The following is a 14,850-nucleotide window of genomic DNA, read 5'->3' as shown; positions in this document are numbered from 1 at the left end:
AGGTATCGAGTGATTCTCGATAACGATTCCCCAGTTGTGACCCACCCCGGCGCCACGGCGTTCCCCGTCTGCGAACTCGTGACACTGCCCGTGGGCGAAGTCGTCACGGTGACCCCGCCGGGCTTGGCTCCCATCTCCGTCTTCCACACCTCCGACGGTCTGTATGCCATCGACGACACCTGCACCCATCAGGACGCCTCCCTCGCCGACGGCTGGGTGGAAGGCTGCACCGTCGAGTGCCCGCTCCACGAGGCGTGCTTCGACCTCCGCACCGGAGTGCCCTCGGGCCCGCCGGCCAAGATCGCGGTTCGCACACACGACGTGTCGATCGTCGACGGCACCGTGCTGCTTCATCTCGACCAGAAGGGCGACGCCCGATGAACACTGTCCCGAATTCCATTGTGGTACTGGGCGCTTCCCTCGCCGGACTGTCGGCGGTGCGCGCACTGCGCGAGAAGGGATACACCGGCCGCCTCATCGTGGCCGGCAGCGAGCAGTCCCTGCCCTACGACCGGCCGCCCCTGTCCAAGGAATTCCTCACCGGCGACCTGACCGACGAGGATCTGCTGTTGATGAACAGCGACGACGACACCCTCGACGTCGAATGGCGCATGAACAGAACGGCCACCGGTCTGGTCTACTCCCCCGGCGGGCTCCACCGCGTCACGTTCGACGACGGGTCCCACTTCGACGCCGATGCCGTCGTCGTCGCGACGGGCGCGCGGGCCCGAACCCTGCCCGGACACTCCGGCCTCGCCGGCGTCCACACACTCAGGTCGATCGACGACGCACGCGCACTGCGGGATTCGCTGTCGCGTGCGCAGAACCTCGTGATCGTGGGAGCAGGGTTCATCGGCGCCGAGGTGGCCTCCACCGCGGCCCGCATGAGCCTGAACGTCACCGTCGTCGAGGCGTCACCGACGCCGCTGGCGGGCCCGCTCGGCATCGAACTCGGGGCGATCTGCGCTGGACAGCATGCCGCACACGGCGTCCGTCTCCTCACCGGGGCAGTCGTCGCCGCGCTGCTCGGTGACGACGCGGTCGAAGCCGTCCAGCTGAGCGACGGAACGATCCTCCCCGCGGACGCCGTGGTGGTCGGAATCGGGGCCGTCCCCAACGTCGAATGGGCACGCGATTCGGAATTGATGATCGACGACGGTTTCCTCACCGACTCGTCGTGCCGCACGAACGTGCCCGGCGTGTACGCGATCGGTGACTGCGCACGGACTTTCGACGACGCCCACCAGGTGCACCACCGAAGCGAGCACTGGAGCAATGCCGTCGCCCAGGCGGCCACCGTCGCCGACACGATCATGGCCACGCCGTCCGGGCCCGCCGCGATCCCGTACTTCTGGTCCCACCAGTACGGCAAGATGCTGCAGTTCGCCGGCACGAGACACAGCACCGACGAGGTCCGGTTCGTCGACGGCGACCCCGGAACCGGCACGTTCGTGGCCACCTACGACCGGGACGGCGACACCGTCGGCGTGTTCGCGATGAACAGTCCCCGGCTGTTCACCCGGTACAAGAAGCAACTCGCCAGGTCGCGGGCCTGATGCCGGCGCTACGTGACGGCATAGCCCAAACGGCTGCTGATCTGCTGGGACGTGTCGAGTGCGGCGTGGGCGACGTCCTCGAACCGTTCCGGCAGCAGCCGGTAGGCGGGGCCGGACACGCTCAGAGCAGCAATCATTTTCGACGTGTAGTCGCGGATCGGGACGGACACCGCGTTCAGCCCGAGTTCGAGTTCCTCCTCGGACTCCGCCCATCCCCGCTCGCGAATGGCTTTCAGCGATTCCACGAGCGCGGGCACATCGGTGAGAGTTTTGGCCGTGAGAGCAATCGGAGTTTCTCCCACGCGCTCCGCGAGTTCACTGTCGGACAATTCCGTCAGCAACAATTTTCCACTCGCCGTCGCATGCGCCGGGCTGCTTTGACCCACCCAGGTATTGGTACCGACGCCGGACGGACCGTCCGCTTTGACGATGCTGACCGATCGATTGCCGTCGAGTATCGACACATTGACGCTCTCACCGACAGTTTCCGCCAGTTCGGCGCACAATTCCTGACTCTGCCGCACCAGATCGCCGTCCGGCGACGCGGTGCGGGCCAGCCGGACGATGGAATTGCCGAGTTGGAATTTTCCCCGGTTCTTCAATTGGGCGACGTACCCTCGCGAATCCAGAACGGCAACGAGGCGCGACGCGGTCGACTTGTGGACACCCAACTCATCGGCGATTTCGGTGACACCGGCGGTACCGAGCCTCGCCAGGATTTCGAGTACCGCCAGAGCGCGGTCCACTGACTGCACAGCGCCGGACGGCCGGCTCCGATCTCCATTCGAGTTATCGTCCAATTCAGTCATCTCGACTTCAGGATAGGCGACATGACCGTGCGACGGTTACCTCCATCCACACCCGGTTCCGCGTCATCACAGTCGGGTCGGTGCGCATTTCCACCACGGATCGCGGAATTACTGCCATTTCCTCGACCAATCGTCGTGGAATTACCCGCAATTCGGGGTTGACCCCCTTACTCGCCCAGACCTAATGTGTTGATATATCAGTTGTCGATATTGGTTCGGATCAGTCCGATCCGTTTCGCAATTCACAGTTCTTTCCGGCGCCGTTCGAGCCCACACCGAACACCGAATCTCCCGCTACTTCGCCACACACAGGCACCCACCCAACCAGGAGGACCATCATGGGGTCACCGCGCGTAGTGATCATCGGAGCCGGCATCGTCGGCGCGAATCTGGCCGACGAGCTCACCGCTCGCGGTTGGGATCGGATCACGGTTCTCGATCAGGGACCGTTGCCGCTCACCGGAGGCTCCACGTCACACGCACCGGGCCTGGTGTTCCAGACGAACGCGTCCAAGACGATGACCGAGTTCGCCCGGTACACGGTCGAGAAGTTCGTCGGGCTCGACGTGGACGGCGCATGGTGCTTCAACCAACTCGGCGGGCTCGAGGTGGCCACCACCCCCGAGCGTCTCGCCGATCTGCACCGCAAGCAGGGCTGGGCCACGTCCTGGGGAATCGAGGGTGCCGTCCTCGACCCGGCCGAGTGTGCGAAGCTTCACCCGCTGCTGGACGAGAAGCGCGTACTCGGTGGGCTGTACGTGGAGACGGACGGCCTCGCGAAGGCGTCCCGAGTCGTCGTCGCGCTGGCCCGGCGCGCCGAGGCCCGCGGTGCCGTGTTCCAGGGTTCGACGAAGGTGATCGGCATCGAACAGAGCGGCGGCAAAGTGACCGGCGTCGCCACCGCGGACGGGGTGATCCCCGCCGACATCGTGGTGTCCTGCGCGGGCTTCTGGGGTCGTGACATCGGCGCGATGGTGGGTATGGACGTCCCGCTGCTGCCGCTGGCGCACCAGTACGCGAAGACCGAGCAGATTCCAGAACTCGTCGGACGCAACACCGAACTCGCCGAGGCCGGCTTTCCGATCCTGCGTCACCAGGACCAGGATCTGTACTTCCGTGAGCACGTCGACCGTCTCGGCATCGGCACCTACGCCCACCGCCCGATGCCCGTGAACCTGCGCGACCTCGACGAGAGCGACGACGTGTCCGCGTCCGCCATGCCGTCGATGCTGCCGTTCACCGAAGAGGACTTCGCGCCGTCGTGGGAGCAGAGCAAGTTGCTGCTGCCGTGCCTCGAATCCGCGAAACTGGATGCCGGTTTCAACGGTGTCTTCTCGTTCACTCCCGACGGCGGACCGCTCATCGGCGAGTCCCCGGACGTCGCCGGGTTCTGGATCGCCGAGGCGGTGTGGGTGACGCACTCCGCCGGTGTCGGCCGGGCCGTCGCGCAACTGCTCGTCGACGGCCGCTCCGAGGTCGAACTGCACGGCTGCGACGTGCACCGCTTCGAGGAGATCCAGCTCGCGCCCGACTATGTCAGCGAGACCTCGCAGCAGAACTTCGTCGAGATCTACGACGTGCTGCACCCGCTGCAGCCCAAGGAGTCTCCCCGCGACCTGCGGGTCAGCCCGTTCCATGCTCGACAGAAGGAGCTCGGCGCCGTGTTCCTGGAGAGCTCCGGCTGGGAGCGCCCGCACTGGTTCGAGTCCAACGCCCATCTGGTGCAGGACCTTCCGGCCGAATGGCAGCCGCCGGCCCGGGAGCCGTGGGCGGCGATGTTCCACTCCCCCATCGCCGCGGCCGAGGCCTGGAAGACCCGAACCTCGGTGGCGATGTACGACATGACACCGCTGAAGCGCCTCGAGATCAGCGGCGCAGGCGCACTGGCCCTGCTCGACCGGCTGACGACCGGCAAGATGGACAAGTCCGTCGGGTCCGTCACCTACACGCTCGCGCTCGACGATGCCGGTGGCGTCCGCAGCGACCTTACCGTCACTCGACTGTCCGACACCGTCTTCCAGGTCGGCGCCAACGGCAACCTCGATCTCGACTACTTCCGCCGCCAGTCCCCGGACGACGGCAGTGTGCAGATCCGGGACGTCACCGGCGGCACGTGCGGGATCGGGTTGTGGGGTCCGCGCGCCCGGGATCTGGTGCAGGCGTTGAGCTCCGACGACTTCACGAACGAGAACTTCAAGTACTTCCGGGCGAAGCAGGTCCGCATCGGCGGTGTTCCCGTCACGGCGATGCGTCTGTCGTACGTCGGCGAACTCGGCTGGGAGCTGTACACGTCCGCCGACAACGGTCTGCGCCTGTGGGATCTGTTGTGGGCGGAGGGGCAGAAGTACGACGTGATCGCCGCCGGCCGCGCCGCGTTCAACAGCCTGCGGATGGAGAAGGGCTACCGCTCGTGGGGCAGTGACATGACCACCGAGCACAATCCCTACGAGGCCGGTCTCGGGTTCGCGGTCCGACTGCAGAAGGGCGGCTTCCGTGGGCGTGACGCGCTCGACGGCGTCTCCGACGAGACGGTGGAGCGGCGTCTGGCTTGCCTCATGATCGACGACCGCACGTCGGTGGTCCTCGGCCACGAGCCGGTGTTCGTCGACGGACAACCCGCAGGGTACGTCACGAGCGCGGCGTTCGGTCACACGGTGGGGGCGCCGATCGCCTACGCCTGGCTTCCCGCGAACGCGACCGTCGACACCCCGGTGGAGATCGAGTACTTCGGACGCCGCATCGCGGCCACCGTCGTGGCGGAGCCGCTCGTCGACCCCGAGATGAAGAAGATCCGGTCATGACCCTCCGAGACGACACGATCGCCGGATTCCTGGACTCGCTCGCCGATCGAACTCCCGCGCCCGGCGGCGGCGCGACCGGCGCGCTCCACCTCGGCCAGGCAGCCGCGCTGGTCTCGATGGTCGCCCGCTACACCACCGGCAAGAGGTACGCCGACCACGGGATGCTCGTCGAACGCATCTGCGCGTCCGCCGATGCGTTCCGCGAGAAGGCACTGCAGTTCGCCGACGACGACATGGCGGCATTCACGGCCGTCATCGACGCCTACCGGCTCCCCCAGGACACGGACGACGAATCCGATGCCCGCACGTCGGCGATCGCGGCCGCCCTCGCCGGCGCGGCCGCGGTCCCCGCCGAGGTGGTGGTCGCGGCAGGCGACGTCGTCGCACTCGCCGACGTCCTGCTGCCGGTGGCGAACCGCACCGTCGTCAGCGACGTCGCGGCCGCCGCCGAGGCTGCCCGAGCAGCCGCCACCACCGCCCGCGTCAACATCGAGGTGAACCTGCCGGGTATCACCGATGCGGACACCCGCCGGGCCCTCACCGAATGCCTGTCCGGCGTCGACGCGATCGTCGAGCGTGCCGACGCCGTCACGACACGAGTACGAAAGCAGCTGACTTCATGACCAGAAGCCTCGGTGGCGCCGAACTCGCCACCTCCATCCGCAACGACGCATCCGTCGCCGCCGCAGCACTCAACGACCTCGGTATCCGGCCCAAGCTGGCGGTCGTGCAGGCCACCGACGACGAATCGACCGCCTGGTACGTGCGGTCCATCGCGTCGGCCGCGAAGCGCACCGGAATCCTGTGCGACATCGTCGATCTCGGCGCCGCGGCATCGACCGAGCAGATCCGCAGCACGCTCGTCGAGCTCGGCCACGACCCGGACGTCCACGGCATCATCCTGCAGACACCCCTGCCGGACGGAACCGACCTCGACGCCCTCCGGGAGGCGATCAACCCCGCCAAGGACGTCGACGGCGCGAACCCGGTCAGCCTCGGCCGTCTCGTCGCGCGTCTGCCCGCGTTCGCGCCCGCCACCGCACAGGCCGTGATCGCCCTCCTCGATCACCACGGAATCTCCCCGCACGGCAGGACGGCCACGGTGGTCGGCAGATCGACTGTCGTCGGAAGTCCTGTCGCGCACCTGCTCGTGCAGCGCAACGCGACGGTCACCGTCTGCCACCGGCACACCACCGACCTGGCCGCCGGCACCCGTGACGCCGACATCCTCGTCGTCGCGGTCGGCATCCCCGGACTGATCACCGCCGACCACGTCGCCGACGGCGCCGTCGTCATCGATGTCGGGACCACGGCGACCGCGGACGGCCAACTACTCGGTGACGTCGACGCCGCGGCCGTCGACGGTCGGGCCGGCGCGCTGACCCCGGTCCCCGGAGGGGTGGGCCCGGTGACCACCGCGTTGCTGCTCAATCACACGGTCGACGCCGCCGGGACCCAGTACGCCCAGACTCGATCGGAGTCCGTGCTCGCCGGGTTCCGCAGCAGCGTCTGACTCCGCCTCCACCCCTTGACCCGCTCGTCCAGCCTGAAATAGCATGGGCCCATTCTGATATATCAGTTCGCTCGGACTGACACCTCAATTGGTCCGGCATCGAGGAGACCCACATGACCCAGACCTTCACCCTGACGCTCAGCTGCGCTCAGCGTCCCGGGATCGTTCACGCAGTCAGCTCCTTCCTCTTCGAGCAGAACTGCGATATCGCCGAGCATCAGCAGTTCGACGACACCCGAAGCGACGCGTTCTTCCTCCGCACGTCGTTCGTGTCGGCAGAAGATGTCGACATCGAGCGCCTCACAGCGGAATTCGGGAGCGTCGCCGCGAAATTCGGCATGACGTTCAACTTCAACGGCACCGACCTGCCCCGGGTGATCGTGATGGTCTCCAAGATGGGTCACTGCCTCAACGACCTCATCTTCCGCTGGCGAGCGGGCAACCTCGGCGCCGAACTCGTCGCCGTCGTCTCCAATCACGAGGTGCTGCGCCCCATGGCCGAGGCCGCCGGGCTGCCGTTCGTCCACGTCCCCGTCACCCCGACCACCAAGCCGCAGGCCGAAGCCCGGCTGCTCGAACTCGTCGAGGAATACGACGCGGACCTCGTGGTCCTCGCCCGGTACATGCAGGTGCTGTCGGACGACGCCTGCCGCGCGCTACGGGGACGGGCCATCAACATCCACCACTCGTTCCTGCCCGGATTCAAGGGCGCCAAGCCCTACCACCAGGCATTCGATCGCGGCGTCAAGCAGGTCGGGGCCACCGCCCACTACGTGACACCCGATCTGGACGAGGGGCCCATCATCGAACAGGAAGTCATCCGCATCGACCACTCCTTCGACCCGGCGCGACTCGCCACGGTCGGGCAGGACGCCGAGGCCCTCGCGCTGTCGCGGGCCGTGCGCTGGCACTGCGAAAACCGCGTCCTGCTGCACGGTCATCGGACGGTTGTCTTCAGCTGAGGCGGCTCCGCCGCCCGTGAGTGGTTAACGAGTCCCTGGACTCGTTAACCACTCACGGGCGCGAAGCGCCTACAGCAGGTCGCGGATGGCCTTCTCGAAACCCGCGACGTGGGCGAGGGTGAGGGACGAGGCGGTGCTCTCGTCGCCGTCGACGATGGCCCGGAGCAGGGCGACGTGCTCGCGGACGTGGCTCGCGACGTCGGGCAGCCGGTCGAGGAAGAGGCACCAGATGCGGGTGGCGTGTGCGTCGAGGCTGACGAGGATGTCCTCGAGGTGAGGGTTCCCGGACGCTCGGTAGATCTCGCGGTGGACGCGGACGTCCTTGCGCAGGACTTCGCGTGGGTCTTCGTTGTCGTCTATCTCGGCGATCTCGTCGGCGAGCGCGGTCAGCCGGGCTCGCGCGTCCGGGGAGGCGGTCCGGGCCGCCCGGGCCGCCGCGGTCGGTTCGAGTTGCTTGCGGATCTCGGAGATGTCGGCGAGATCGGTCATGTCGACGGCGGTGGCGAACGTGCCACGACGCGGGTAGGCGACGACGAGGCGTTCCCGCTCGAGGCGCTTGAGCGCTTCCCGCACCGGTGTCCGGCCGAATCCGAGTTCATCGGCGAGTCGGTCGTCGTTGATCGGCTCGCCGGGCCGGATGTCCAGCATGACCAGGCGTTCGCGCACGATCTCGTACGCACGGTCGGCGTTGGTGCCGCCGTTCGATGCCGTGTCCGCGACCGATGAATGCGCCAGGCTCATGTTCCGTCTCCCTGATTTTCCGGAGCTATTGACCTTTGTCCGTCACTGACCTTACTCTACTTTCCAGTTGATATATCAGTTCGAAGTCAACTGACCTTTCAGAAAGGCGAACCATGACCGTGGACACCGCACACCTCACCGAGGCGGCAGCAGCGAACCCGACGCTGACGCATTCGCTCGCCGATCTCGACCCCGCCGTGCACCAGGCGATCGCCGCCGAGCTGGGGCGACAGCAGGGCACCCTGGAAATGATTGCCAGTGAGAACTTCGCCCCGCTCGCGGTGATGCAGGCGCAGGGGTCGGTGCTGACGAACAAGTACGCCGAGGGCTACCCCGGCCGCCGCTACTACGGCGGTTGCGAGCACGTCGACGTCATCGAGCAGCTCGCCATCGACCGCCTCACCGCGCTGTTCGGTGCGAAATTCGCCAACGTGCAACCGCATTCGGGAGCGCAGGCCAACGCCGCCGCGATGTCGGCACTGCTCAAGCCCGGCGACGGCATCCTCGGCCTGGACCTCGCGCACGGCGGTCACCTCACGCACGGGATGAAGCTGAACTTCTCCGGCAAGCTCTACGACGTCGCCGCGTACCACGTCCGCGAGGACGACCATCTCGTCGACATGGACGAGGTCGAGCGTCTCGCGCGTGAGCATCGTCCGAAGCTGATCCTGGCCGGCTGGTCCGCCTATACCCGCCAACTCGACTTCGCCGCGTTCCGGCGCATCGCCGACGAGGTCGGCGCGTACCTCATGGTCGACATGGCGCACTTCGCCGGACTCGTCGCCGCCGGACTGCATCCCTCCCCCGTCCCGCACGCCCACGTGGTCACGTCGACGACGCACAAGACCCTCGGCGGCCCCCGCGGCGGCGTCATCCTCACCAACGACGAGGCACTGGCCAAGAAGTTCAACTCCTCGGTGTTCCCCGGACAGCAGGGCGGCCCGCTCGAGCACGTGATCGCCGGCAAGGCCGTCTCGTTCAAGCTCGCTGCCGAGCCCGAATTCCGGGAGCGCCAGGAGCGCACGCTCGCCGGCGCGAAGATCCTCGCCGACCGCCTCCTGAAGGACGACTCCCGGCAGGCCGGCATCAACGTCGTGTCCGGCGGCACCGACGTGCACCTGGTGCTGGTGGATCTGCGCGAGTCCGAACTCGACGGCAAGCAGGCCGAGGACCGGCTGCACCGCGTGGGAATCACCGTGAACCGCAACGCCGTCCCGTTCGACCCGCGTCCGCCGATGGTCAGCTCAGGCGTGCGGATCGGCACCCCCGCGCTCGCCACCCGCGGTTTCGACCTGGACGCGTTCACCGAGGTCGCCGACATCATCAGCTACGCGCTCCGGCCGGCCACCGACGAGGCCGGGCTAGACGAACTCCGCGGCCGCGTCGACGCTCTCGCACTGCGTTTCCCGCTCTACCCCGACCTCACGGAGGCGAACTGATGAGTGCCACCCAGCCACCCGGCGCCCACCTGCCCGACCACCCCGACTTCCTGTGGCGTAATCCGGAGCCGAAGAAGTCGTACGACGTCGTCATCGTCGGGGGTGGCGGACACGGCCTCGCCACCGCGCACTACCTCGCCAAGAACCACGGCATCACCAACGTCGCGGTCCTGGAGAAGGGCTGGCTCGCGGGCGGCAACATGGCCCGCAACACCACGCTGATCCGGTCGAACTACCTGTGGGACGAGAGCGCCAAGATCTACGAGCACGCCCTGAAACTGTGGGAGGGTCTCGAGGACGACCTCGACTACCCGATCCTGTTCAGCCAGCGCGGCGTCCTCAACCTCGCGCACAGTCTGCAGGACGTCCGCGACAGCGTCCGCCGGGTGGAGGCGAACAAGCTCAACGGAATCGACGCCGAGTGGGTCGGACCCGACGAGGTCAAGAAGCTGTGCCCGCTGGTGAACATCTCGAGCGACATCCGCTACCCCGTCCTCGGCGCGACGTATCAGCCGCGGGCCGGGATCGCCAAGCACGACTACGTGGCCTGGGGTTTCGCGCGCCGCGCCGACGAGGCGGGCATCGATATCATCCAGAACTGTGAGGTCACCGGTTTCGTCACCGACGGCAACAAGGTGACCGGGGTGCGCACCACCCGCGGCGACATCGCGACCGGTCAGGTTGCGCTGTGCGCGGCCGGGCACACCTCGACGCTCACCGACATGCTCGGCATCCGCACCCCCGTACAGAGCCACCCGCTGCAGGCGCTGGTCTCCGAACTCCTCGAGCCCGTGCACCCGACCATCGTGATGTCCAACGCCATCCACGTGTACGTCTCGCAGGCGCACAAGGGCGAACTGGTGATGGGCGCCGGTGTCGACTCCTACAACGGGTACGGCCAGCGCGGCGCGTTCCACATCATCGAACGTCAGATGGCGGCCGCGGTGGAGTTGTTCCCGGTCTTCGCCCGCGCGCATCTGCTGCGCACCTGGGGCGGCATCGTCGACGTGTGCCCCGACGCCTCCCCGATCGTGGGACGCACCCCGTACGACAACGTGTATCTCAACTGCGGTTGGGGCACCGGGGGATTCAAGGCCACCCCCGGGTTGGGCTGGTGTCTGGCGGACACCATCGCGAACGACGAACCGCACGAGTTCATCGCGCCGTTCAGCCTCGACCGGTTCGTCACCGGCGCTCTCGTCGACGAGCACGGCGCCGCGGCCGTCGCGCACTGATCCCACCTCGCGCACTGAAATTCAGGAGCCACAATGCAACTCATCGAATGCCCGTGGTGCGGGTCCCGTGAGGAAACCGAGTTCCACTACGGCGGCGAAGCCCACGTCGTCTATCCGGAAGATCCCGAGTCGCTGACCGACGAACAGTGGGCACACTTCGTGTTCTTCCGCGCGAACCCGAAAGGTCTTTTCGCGGAACGGTGGAACCACAGCGCCGGCTGCCGGCGCTGGTTCAACGCCGTACGCGACACCGCCACCTACCGATTCCACAGCGTCTACCGCTTGGACGAGCAGAAGCCGACGATATCGTGAACGCACCCTTCCGCACCCGCCAGGGCGGTCGCCTCGACCGCAACACCCCCTACACCTTCACGTTCGACGGCCGGGAACTCACCGGTCACCCCGGTGACACGCTCGGTTCGGCCCTGCTCGCGAACGGCGTCCACCAGATCACCACCAGCATCAAGGTCGGCCGGCCACGCGGCATCACCGCGGCGTGGGCGGAGGACACCGGCGGGCTCGTGCAGATCGAGGAGCCGTTCCCCGAGCCGATGCTGCTCGCCACCACCATCGAGTTGTTCGACGGCCTCGTCGCCCGCGGCATCCCCGGTCAGGGCCGGCTCGCCGAGATCGCCGATTCGGCGAAGTACGACGCCAAGCACGTCCACACCGACCTCCTCGTCGCCGGCGCCGGACCGGCCGGTCTCGCCGCCGCGCTCACGGCGGCCCGGGCGGGCGCCCGGGTGGTGCTCGTCGACGAGCAGAGCGAAGCCGGCGGCGACCTCCTCGGGTCCACGGACCTCATCGACGGCGCACCCGCCCTCGACTGGGTCGCTGCCGCGGTCGCCGAACTCGCCACCTACCCGGATGTGCTGCACCTGCAGCGCACCACCGCGTTCGGCAACTACGACGACGGCTTCGTCCTCGCGCTGCAGCGCCGCACCGACCATCTCGGTGTCGAGGCCCCCGCCGCGCTGAGCCGCCAGCGCGTCTGGCGTATCCGCGCCCGGCACATCCTCGTCGCCGCCGGAGCGCACGAGCGTCCCGTCGTCTTCACCGACAACGACCGCCCGGGCATCATGCTCGCGCACGGCGCCCGCACCTTCCTGCACCGCTACGGTGTCAAGGTCGGCGAGCAGGCCGTCGTGTTCACCACCAACGACAGCGCGTACGAGGCCGCGATCGACCTGCACGACGCGGGCGTGCGGATCAACGCGATCGTCGAGGCCCGCGACGAGGCACCCGCCCGCTGGCAGCGTGAATGCGACGCGCGCGGCATCACCATCCGTACGGCGTCGGTGGTGTCCGGCACCCGCGGCAACGGCCGGATCAGTCACGCGGTCGTGTCGCACCGCACGGACACCGATCACCGATTCCGCATCCCCCTCGCCTGCGACGTCCTGCTCGTCAGCGGCGGCTGGAACCCGGCCGTGCACCTGTTCTCGCAGGCCCGCGGCAAGCTCCGCTACGACGAGAACCTCGGCGCCTTCGTGCCCGGCGAGGACCTCGACGGAGTCTCCGTCGCCGGTTCCGCGAACGGTGTGTTCGACCTGGACGGGTGCCTGCGCGACGGCCAGACCGCCGGCCAGTCGATCATGCGCGACCTCGGCTTCACCGTTCCCGACCACACGATCGACCCGGCACCTGCACCGGCGATCGAACAGTCCACCCCGCTGGTGCTCTGGCGGGTGAAGGACGTCGCCGGTGAGGACACCCAGTTCGTCGACGTGCAACGCGACGCGACGGTCGCCGACCTCGCTCGCGCGGTCGGCGCAGGCATGACGTCGATGGAGCACATCAAGCGCTACACCACCATCGGAACCGCGCACGACCAGGGCAAGACGTCCGGGGTGATCTCCTCCGGCATCACGGCCGAACTGCTCGGCAGGCCGATCGAGACGCTGGGCACCACCACGTTCCGGCCGCCGTACACCCCGGTCGCGTTCGCCGCCCTCGCCGGCCGCAGCCGCGGCGCCCTCTTCGACCCCGAACGGGTGACGGCACTGCACGATTGGCATGTCGGCCGCGGCGCGGTGTTCGAGGACGTCGGCCAGTGGAAGCGTCCCCGCTACTACCCCCTGCCCGGAGAGGACATGGACGCCGCGGTGCTGCGTGAATGCGCTGCCGTGCGCCGCAGCATCGGCATCCTCGACGGCTCCACCCTCGGCAAGATCGACGTCCAGGGTCCCGACGCCGGGGTGCTGCTCGACATGATCTACACGAACATGATGAGCACCCTGAAGGTCGGCATGGTCCGCTACGGCGTCATGTGCGGGGTCGACGGCATGGTCATCGACGACGGCACCGTGATGCGCCTGGACGACGACCGGTTCCAGGTCTTCACGACCACCGGCGGCGCCGCGAAGATCCTCGACTGGATGGAGGAATGGCTGCAGACCGAATGGCCGCACCTGAGGGTCCGGCTCACCTCGGTCACCGAACAGTGGGCCACGTTCCCCGTCGTCGGACCGCGCTCCCGCGACGTGATCGGTGAGGTCTTCCCCGACCTCGACGTCACCAATGACGCGTTCGGGTTCATGGCGTGGCGCGACACCTCCCTCGGCGACGTCCACGTACGGGTCGCGCGGATCAGCTTCTCCGGCGAACTCGCGTTCGAGGTCAACGTCGACGGCTGGCACGCACCCGCGGTCTGGGCGCGCCTGATCGCCGCGGGCGAGAAATTCGACATCACCCCGTACGGCACCGAAACCATGCACGTCCTGCGCGCCGAAAAGGGTTACCCGATCATCGGTCAGGACACCGACGGGACGGTCACCCCGCAGGACCTGGGGATGAGCTGGGCCGTGTCGAAGAAGAAGCGCGACTTCATCGGAAAGCGCTCCTTCACCCGGGCGGAGAACCAGAACCCGCTGCGCAAGGAGTTCGTCGGACTGCTGCCCCTCGACAAGCAGACCGTGCTGCCCGAGGGCGCGCAGATCATCGAAGAAATCTCCGACGGCGTCCTGCCGCCCCCGCCGGTGCCGATGCTCGGGCACGTCACCTCGAGCTACCTCAGCGCCGAACTCGGCCGCCCGTTCGGGCTCGCCCTCGTCAAGGGCGGCCGGGCAAGGCTCGGCGACACCCTGCACGTCCCGGTGGACGGAAACCTGGTCGCCGTCGAGGTCACCAGTTCCGTCCTCGTCGATCCCGAAGGAGCACGTCGCGATGGCTGACACCCTCGTCCCCCTCAGCCCCCTGCACGGCTGGGACCAGAAATTCTCCGAACTCCCCGAATCGGTGAGCATCGCCGAGGAACCGTTCGTCGCGATGGTCGACCTGTGGGTCGACCCGGCCGGACCGGGAGCCGAGCCCGCCGCGACGGTCCTCGGGTTCGACCTCCCCACCGCGGCGTCGACGTCCGCCGGCACCGACGCCACCACCGCCGTCTGGCTCGGTCCCGAGGAATGGCTGATCACCACGCGGTCACGGTCGGCGCCCGCGCTCGAGTCGGACCTGCGGGCGGCGGTGACCCCCCACGGCGGCGCCGCGATCGACGTCTCCGGACAGCGAACCACTCTGCGGCTGCGCGGGATTCACGCCCGCGACGTCCTCGAGAAGGGGTGCTCGCTGGATCTGCATCCGAGGGTGTACGGCCGCGGCACTGCAGCGCAGACCATGCTCGGCCTCGCGGGCGTGATCCTGATCGCGCTCGACGACGAGGGGGCCGACTACCGGATTCTCGTGCGGTCGTCGTTCGCCCGGTATCTCGCGGAGTGGCTGATCGACGCCGCCGAGGAGTTCGGCGTCGACCCCGTGTAATCGCCAGTCGGTTCGGTGGGCGGCACAGCGTCGTC

General features: G+C 67.9%; 13 protein-coding genes. 11 read left to right on the top strand and 2 right to left on the bottom strand.

From position 1 onward, the window contains the following. Positions 1-36: 36 nt before the first annotated feature. Both JVH1_RS28275 and JVH1_RS28270 read left to right on the top strand, forming a co-directional pair. Positions 37-381, top strand: coding sequence for a bifunctional 3-phenylpropionate/cinnamic acid dioxygenase ferredoxin subunit (locus JVH1_RS28275; RefSeq protein WP_009474505.1), 345 nt, complete (start codon positions 37-39; stop codon positions 379-381). Then, positions 378-1,556 carry an NAD(P)/FAD-dependent oxidoreductase gene (locus JVH1_RS28270; protein ID WP_009474506.1) on the top strand — a complete coding sequence of 393 codons (1,179 nt, stop codon included), beginning with the start codon at positions 378-380 and terminating at the stop codon, positions 1,554-1,556. Before JVH1_RS28275 ends, JVH1_RS28270 begins: the two co-directional genes overlap by 4 nt. A gap of 8 nt (positions 1,557-1,564) precedes the next feature. Here JVH1_RS28270 and JVH1_RS28265 read toward each other — a convergent pair whose 3' ends face one another. After that, positions 1,565-2,365: an IclR family transcriptional regulator gene (locus JVH1_RS28265; RefSeq protein ID WP_016882893.1), complete on the bottom strand. Its 801-nt coding sequence runs from the start codon at positions 2,363-2,365 to the stop codon at positions 1,565-1,567. Positions 2,366-2,703: 338 nt separating this feature from the next. Between JVH1_RS28265 and JVH1_RS28260 the strand changes: the two genes are divergently transcribed. From JVH1_RS28260 to purU, 4 genes are all read left to right on the top strand, one after another. After that, a complete protein-coding gene (locus tag JVH1_RS28260) occupies positions 2,704-5,166 on the top strand; it encodes an FAD-dependent oxidoreductase (protein WP_009474510.1) in 2,463 nt (820 codons plus the stop codon). Then, positions 5,163-5,789 (top strand): cyclodeaminase/cyclohydrolase family protein, encoded by a 627-nt coding sequence (locus JVH1_RS28255; RefSeq protein WP_009474511.1) that lies wholly within the window; start codon positions 5,163-5,165, stop codon positions 5,787-5,789. The genes JVH1_RS28260 and JVH1_RS28255 overlap by 4 nt, the downstream gene beginning before the upstream one ends. Then, the gene (locus JVH1_RS28250; RefSeq protein ID WP_009474512.1) at positions 5,786-6,679 is read left to right on the top strand and encodes a bifunctional 5,10-methylenetetrahydrofolate dehydrogenase/5,10-methenyltetrahydrofolate cyclohydrolase; all 894 of its coding nucleotides are present in this window, start codon (positions 5,786-5,788) and stop codon (positions 6,677-6,679) included. The genes JVH1_RS28255 and JVH1_RS28250 overlap by 4 nt, the downstream gene beginning before the upstream one ends. A 113-nt stretch (positions 6,680-6,792) precedes the next feature. Then, on the top strand, positions 6,793-7,641 hold the full coding sequence (purU, locus tag JVH1_RS28245) for a formyltetrahydrofolate deformylase (protein WP_009474513.1): 849 nt from the start codon (positions 6,793-6,795) through the stop codon (positions 7,639-7,641). Positions 7,642-7,710: 69 nt separating this feature from the next. Here purU and JVH1_RS28240 read toward each other — a convergent pair whose 3' ends face one another. Then, positions 7,711-8,382, bottom strand: coding sequence for a GntR family transcriptional regulator (locus JVH1_RS28240; RefSeq protein ID WP_009474514.1), 672 nt, complete (start codon positions 8,380-8,382; stop codon positions 7,711-7,713). A 113-nt stretch (positions 8,383-8,495) separates the two neighbouring features. On the opposite strand from JVH1_RS28240, the gene glyA reads away from it, so the two are divergent. Genes glyA through JVH1_RS28215 form a run of 5 tightly spaced genes read left to right on the top strand, consistent with a single transcriptional unit; the run spans position 8,496 to position 14,815 of the window. Then, positions 8,496-9,821: a serine hydroxymethyltransferase gene (gene glyA, locus JVH1_RS28235; RefSeq protein WP_009474515.1), complete on the top strand. Its 1,326-nt coding sequence runs from the start codon at positions 8,496-8,498 to the stop codon at positions 9,819-9,821. Beyond that, the gene (locus JVH1_RS28230; protein WP_007300401.1) at positions 9,821-11,056 is read left to right on the top strand and encodes a sarcosine oxidase subunit beta family protein; all 1,236 of its coding nucleotides are present in this window, start codon (positions 9,821-9,823) and stop codon (positions 11,054-11,056) included. Before glyA ends, JVH1_RS28230 begins: the two co-directional genes overlap by 1 nt. Positions 11,057-11,089: 33 nt before the next feature. Then, on the top strand, positions 11,090-11,368 hold the full coding sequence (locus tag JVH1_RS28225) for a sarcosine oxidase subunit delta (protein WP_005252386.1): 279 nt from the start codon (positions 11,090-11,092) through the stop codon (positions 11,366-11,368). Beyond that, positions 11,365-14,229: a 2Fe-2S iron-sulfur cluster-binding protein gene (locus tag JVH1_RS28220; RefSeq protein ID WP_009474516.1), complete on the top strand. Its 2,865-nt coding sequence runs from the start codon at positions 11,365-11,367 to the stop codon at positions 14,227-14,229. Before JVH1_RS28225 ends, JVH1_RS28220 begins: the two co-directional genes overlap by 4 nt. After that, entirely contained in the window at positions 14,222-14,815 is a 594-nt protein-coding gene (locus JVH1_RS28215) for a sarcosine oxidase subunit gamma (RefSeq protein WP_009474517.1), read from the top strand. The genes JVH1_RS28220 and JVH1_RS28215 overlap by 8 nt, the downstream gene beginning before the upstream one ends. Positions 14,816-14,850 lie beyond the last annotated feature (35 nt).

This window comes from Rhodococcus sp. JVH1 (genome assembly GCF_000280725.2).
GTDB classification, from domain to species: domain Bacteria; phylum Actinomycetota; class Actinomycetes; order Mycobacteriales; family Mycobacteriaceae; genus Rhodococcus_F; species Rhodococcus_F jostii_A.
Note: the sequence above shows the minus strand (reverse complement) of the source record. Positions and strands in the feature narration are given on the sequence as shown.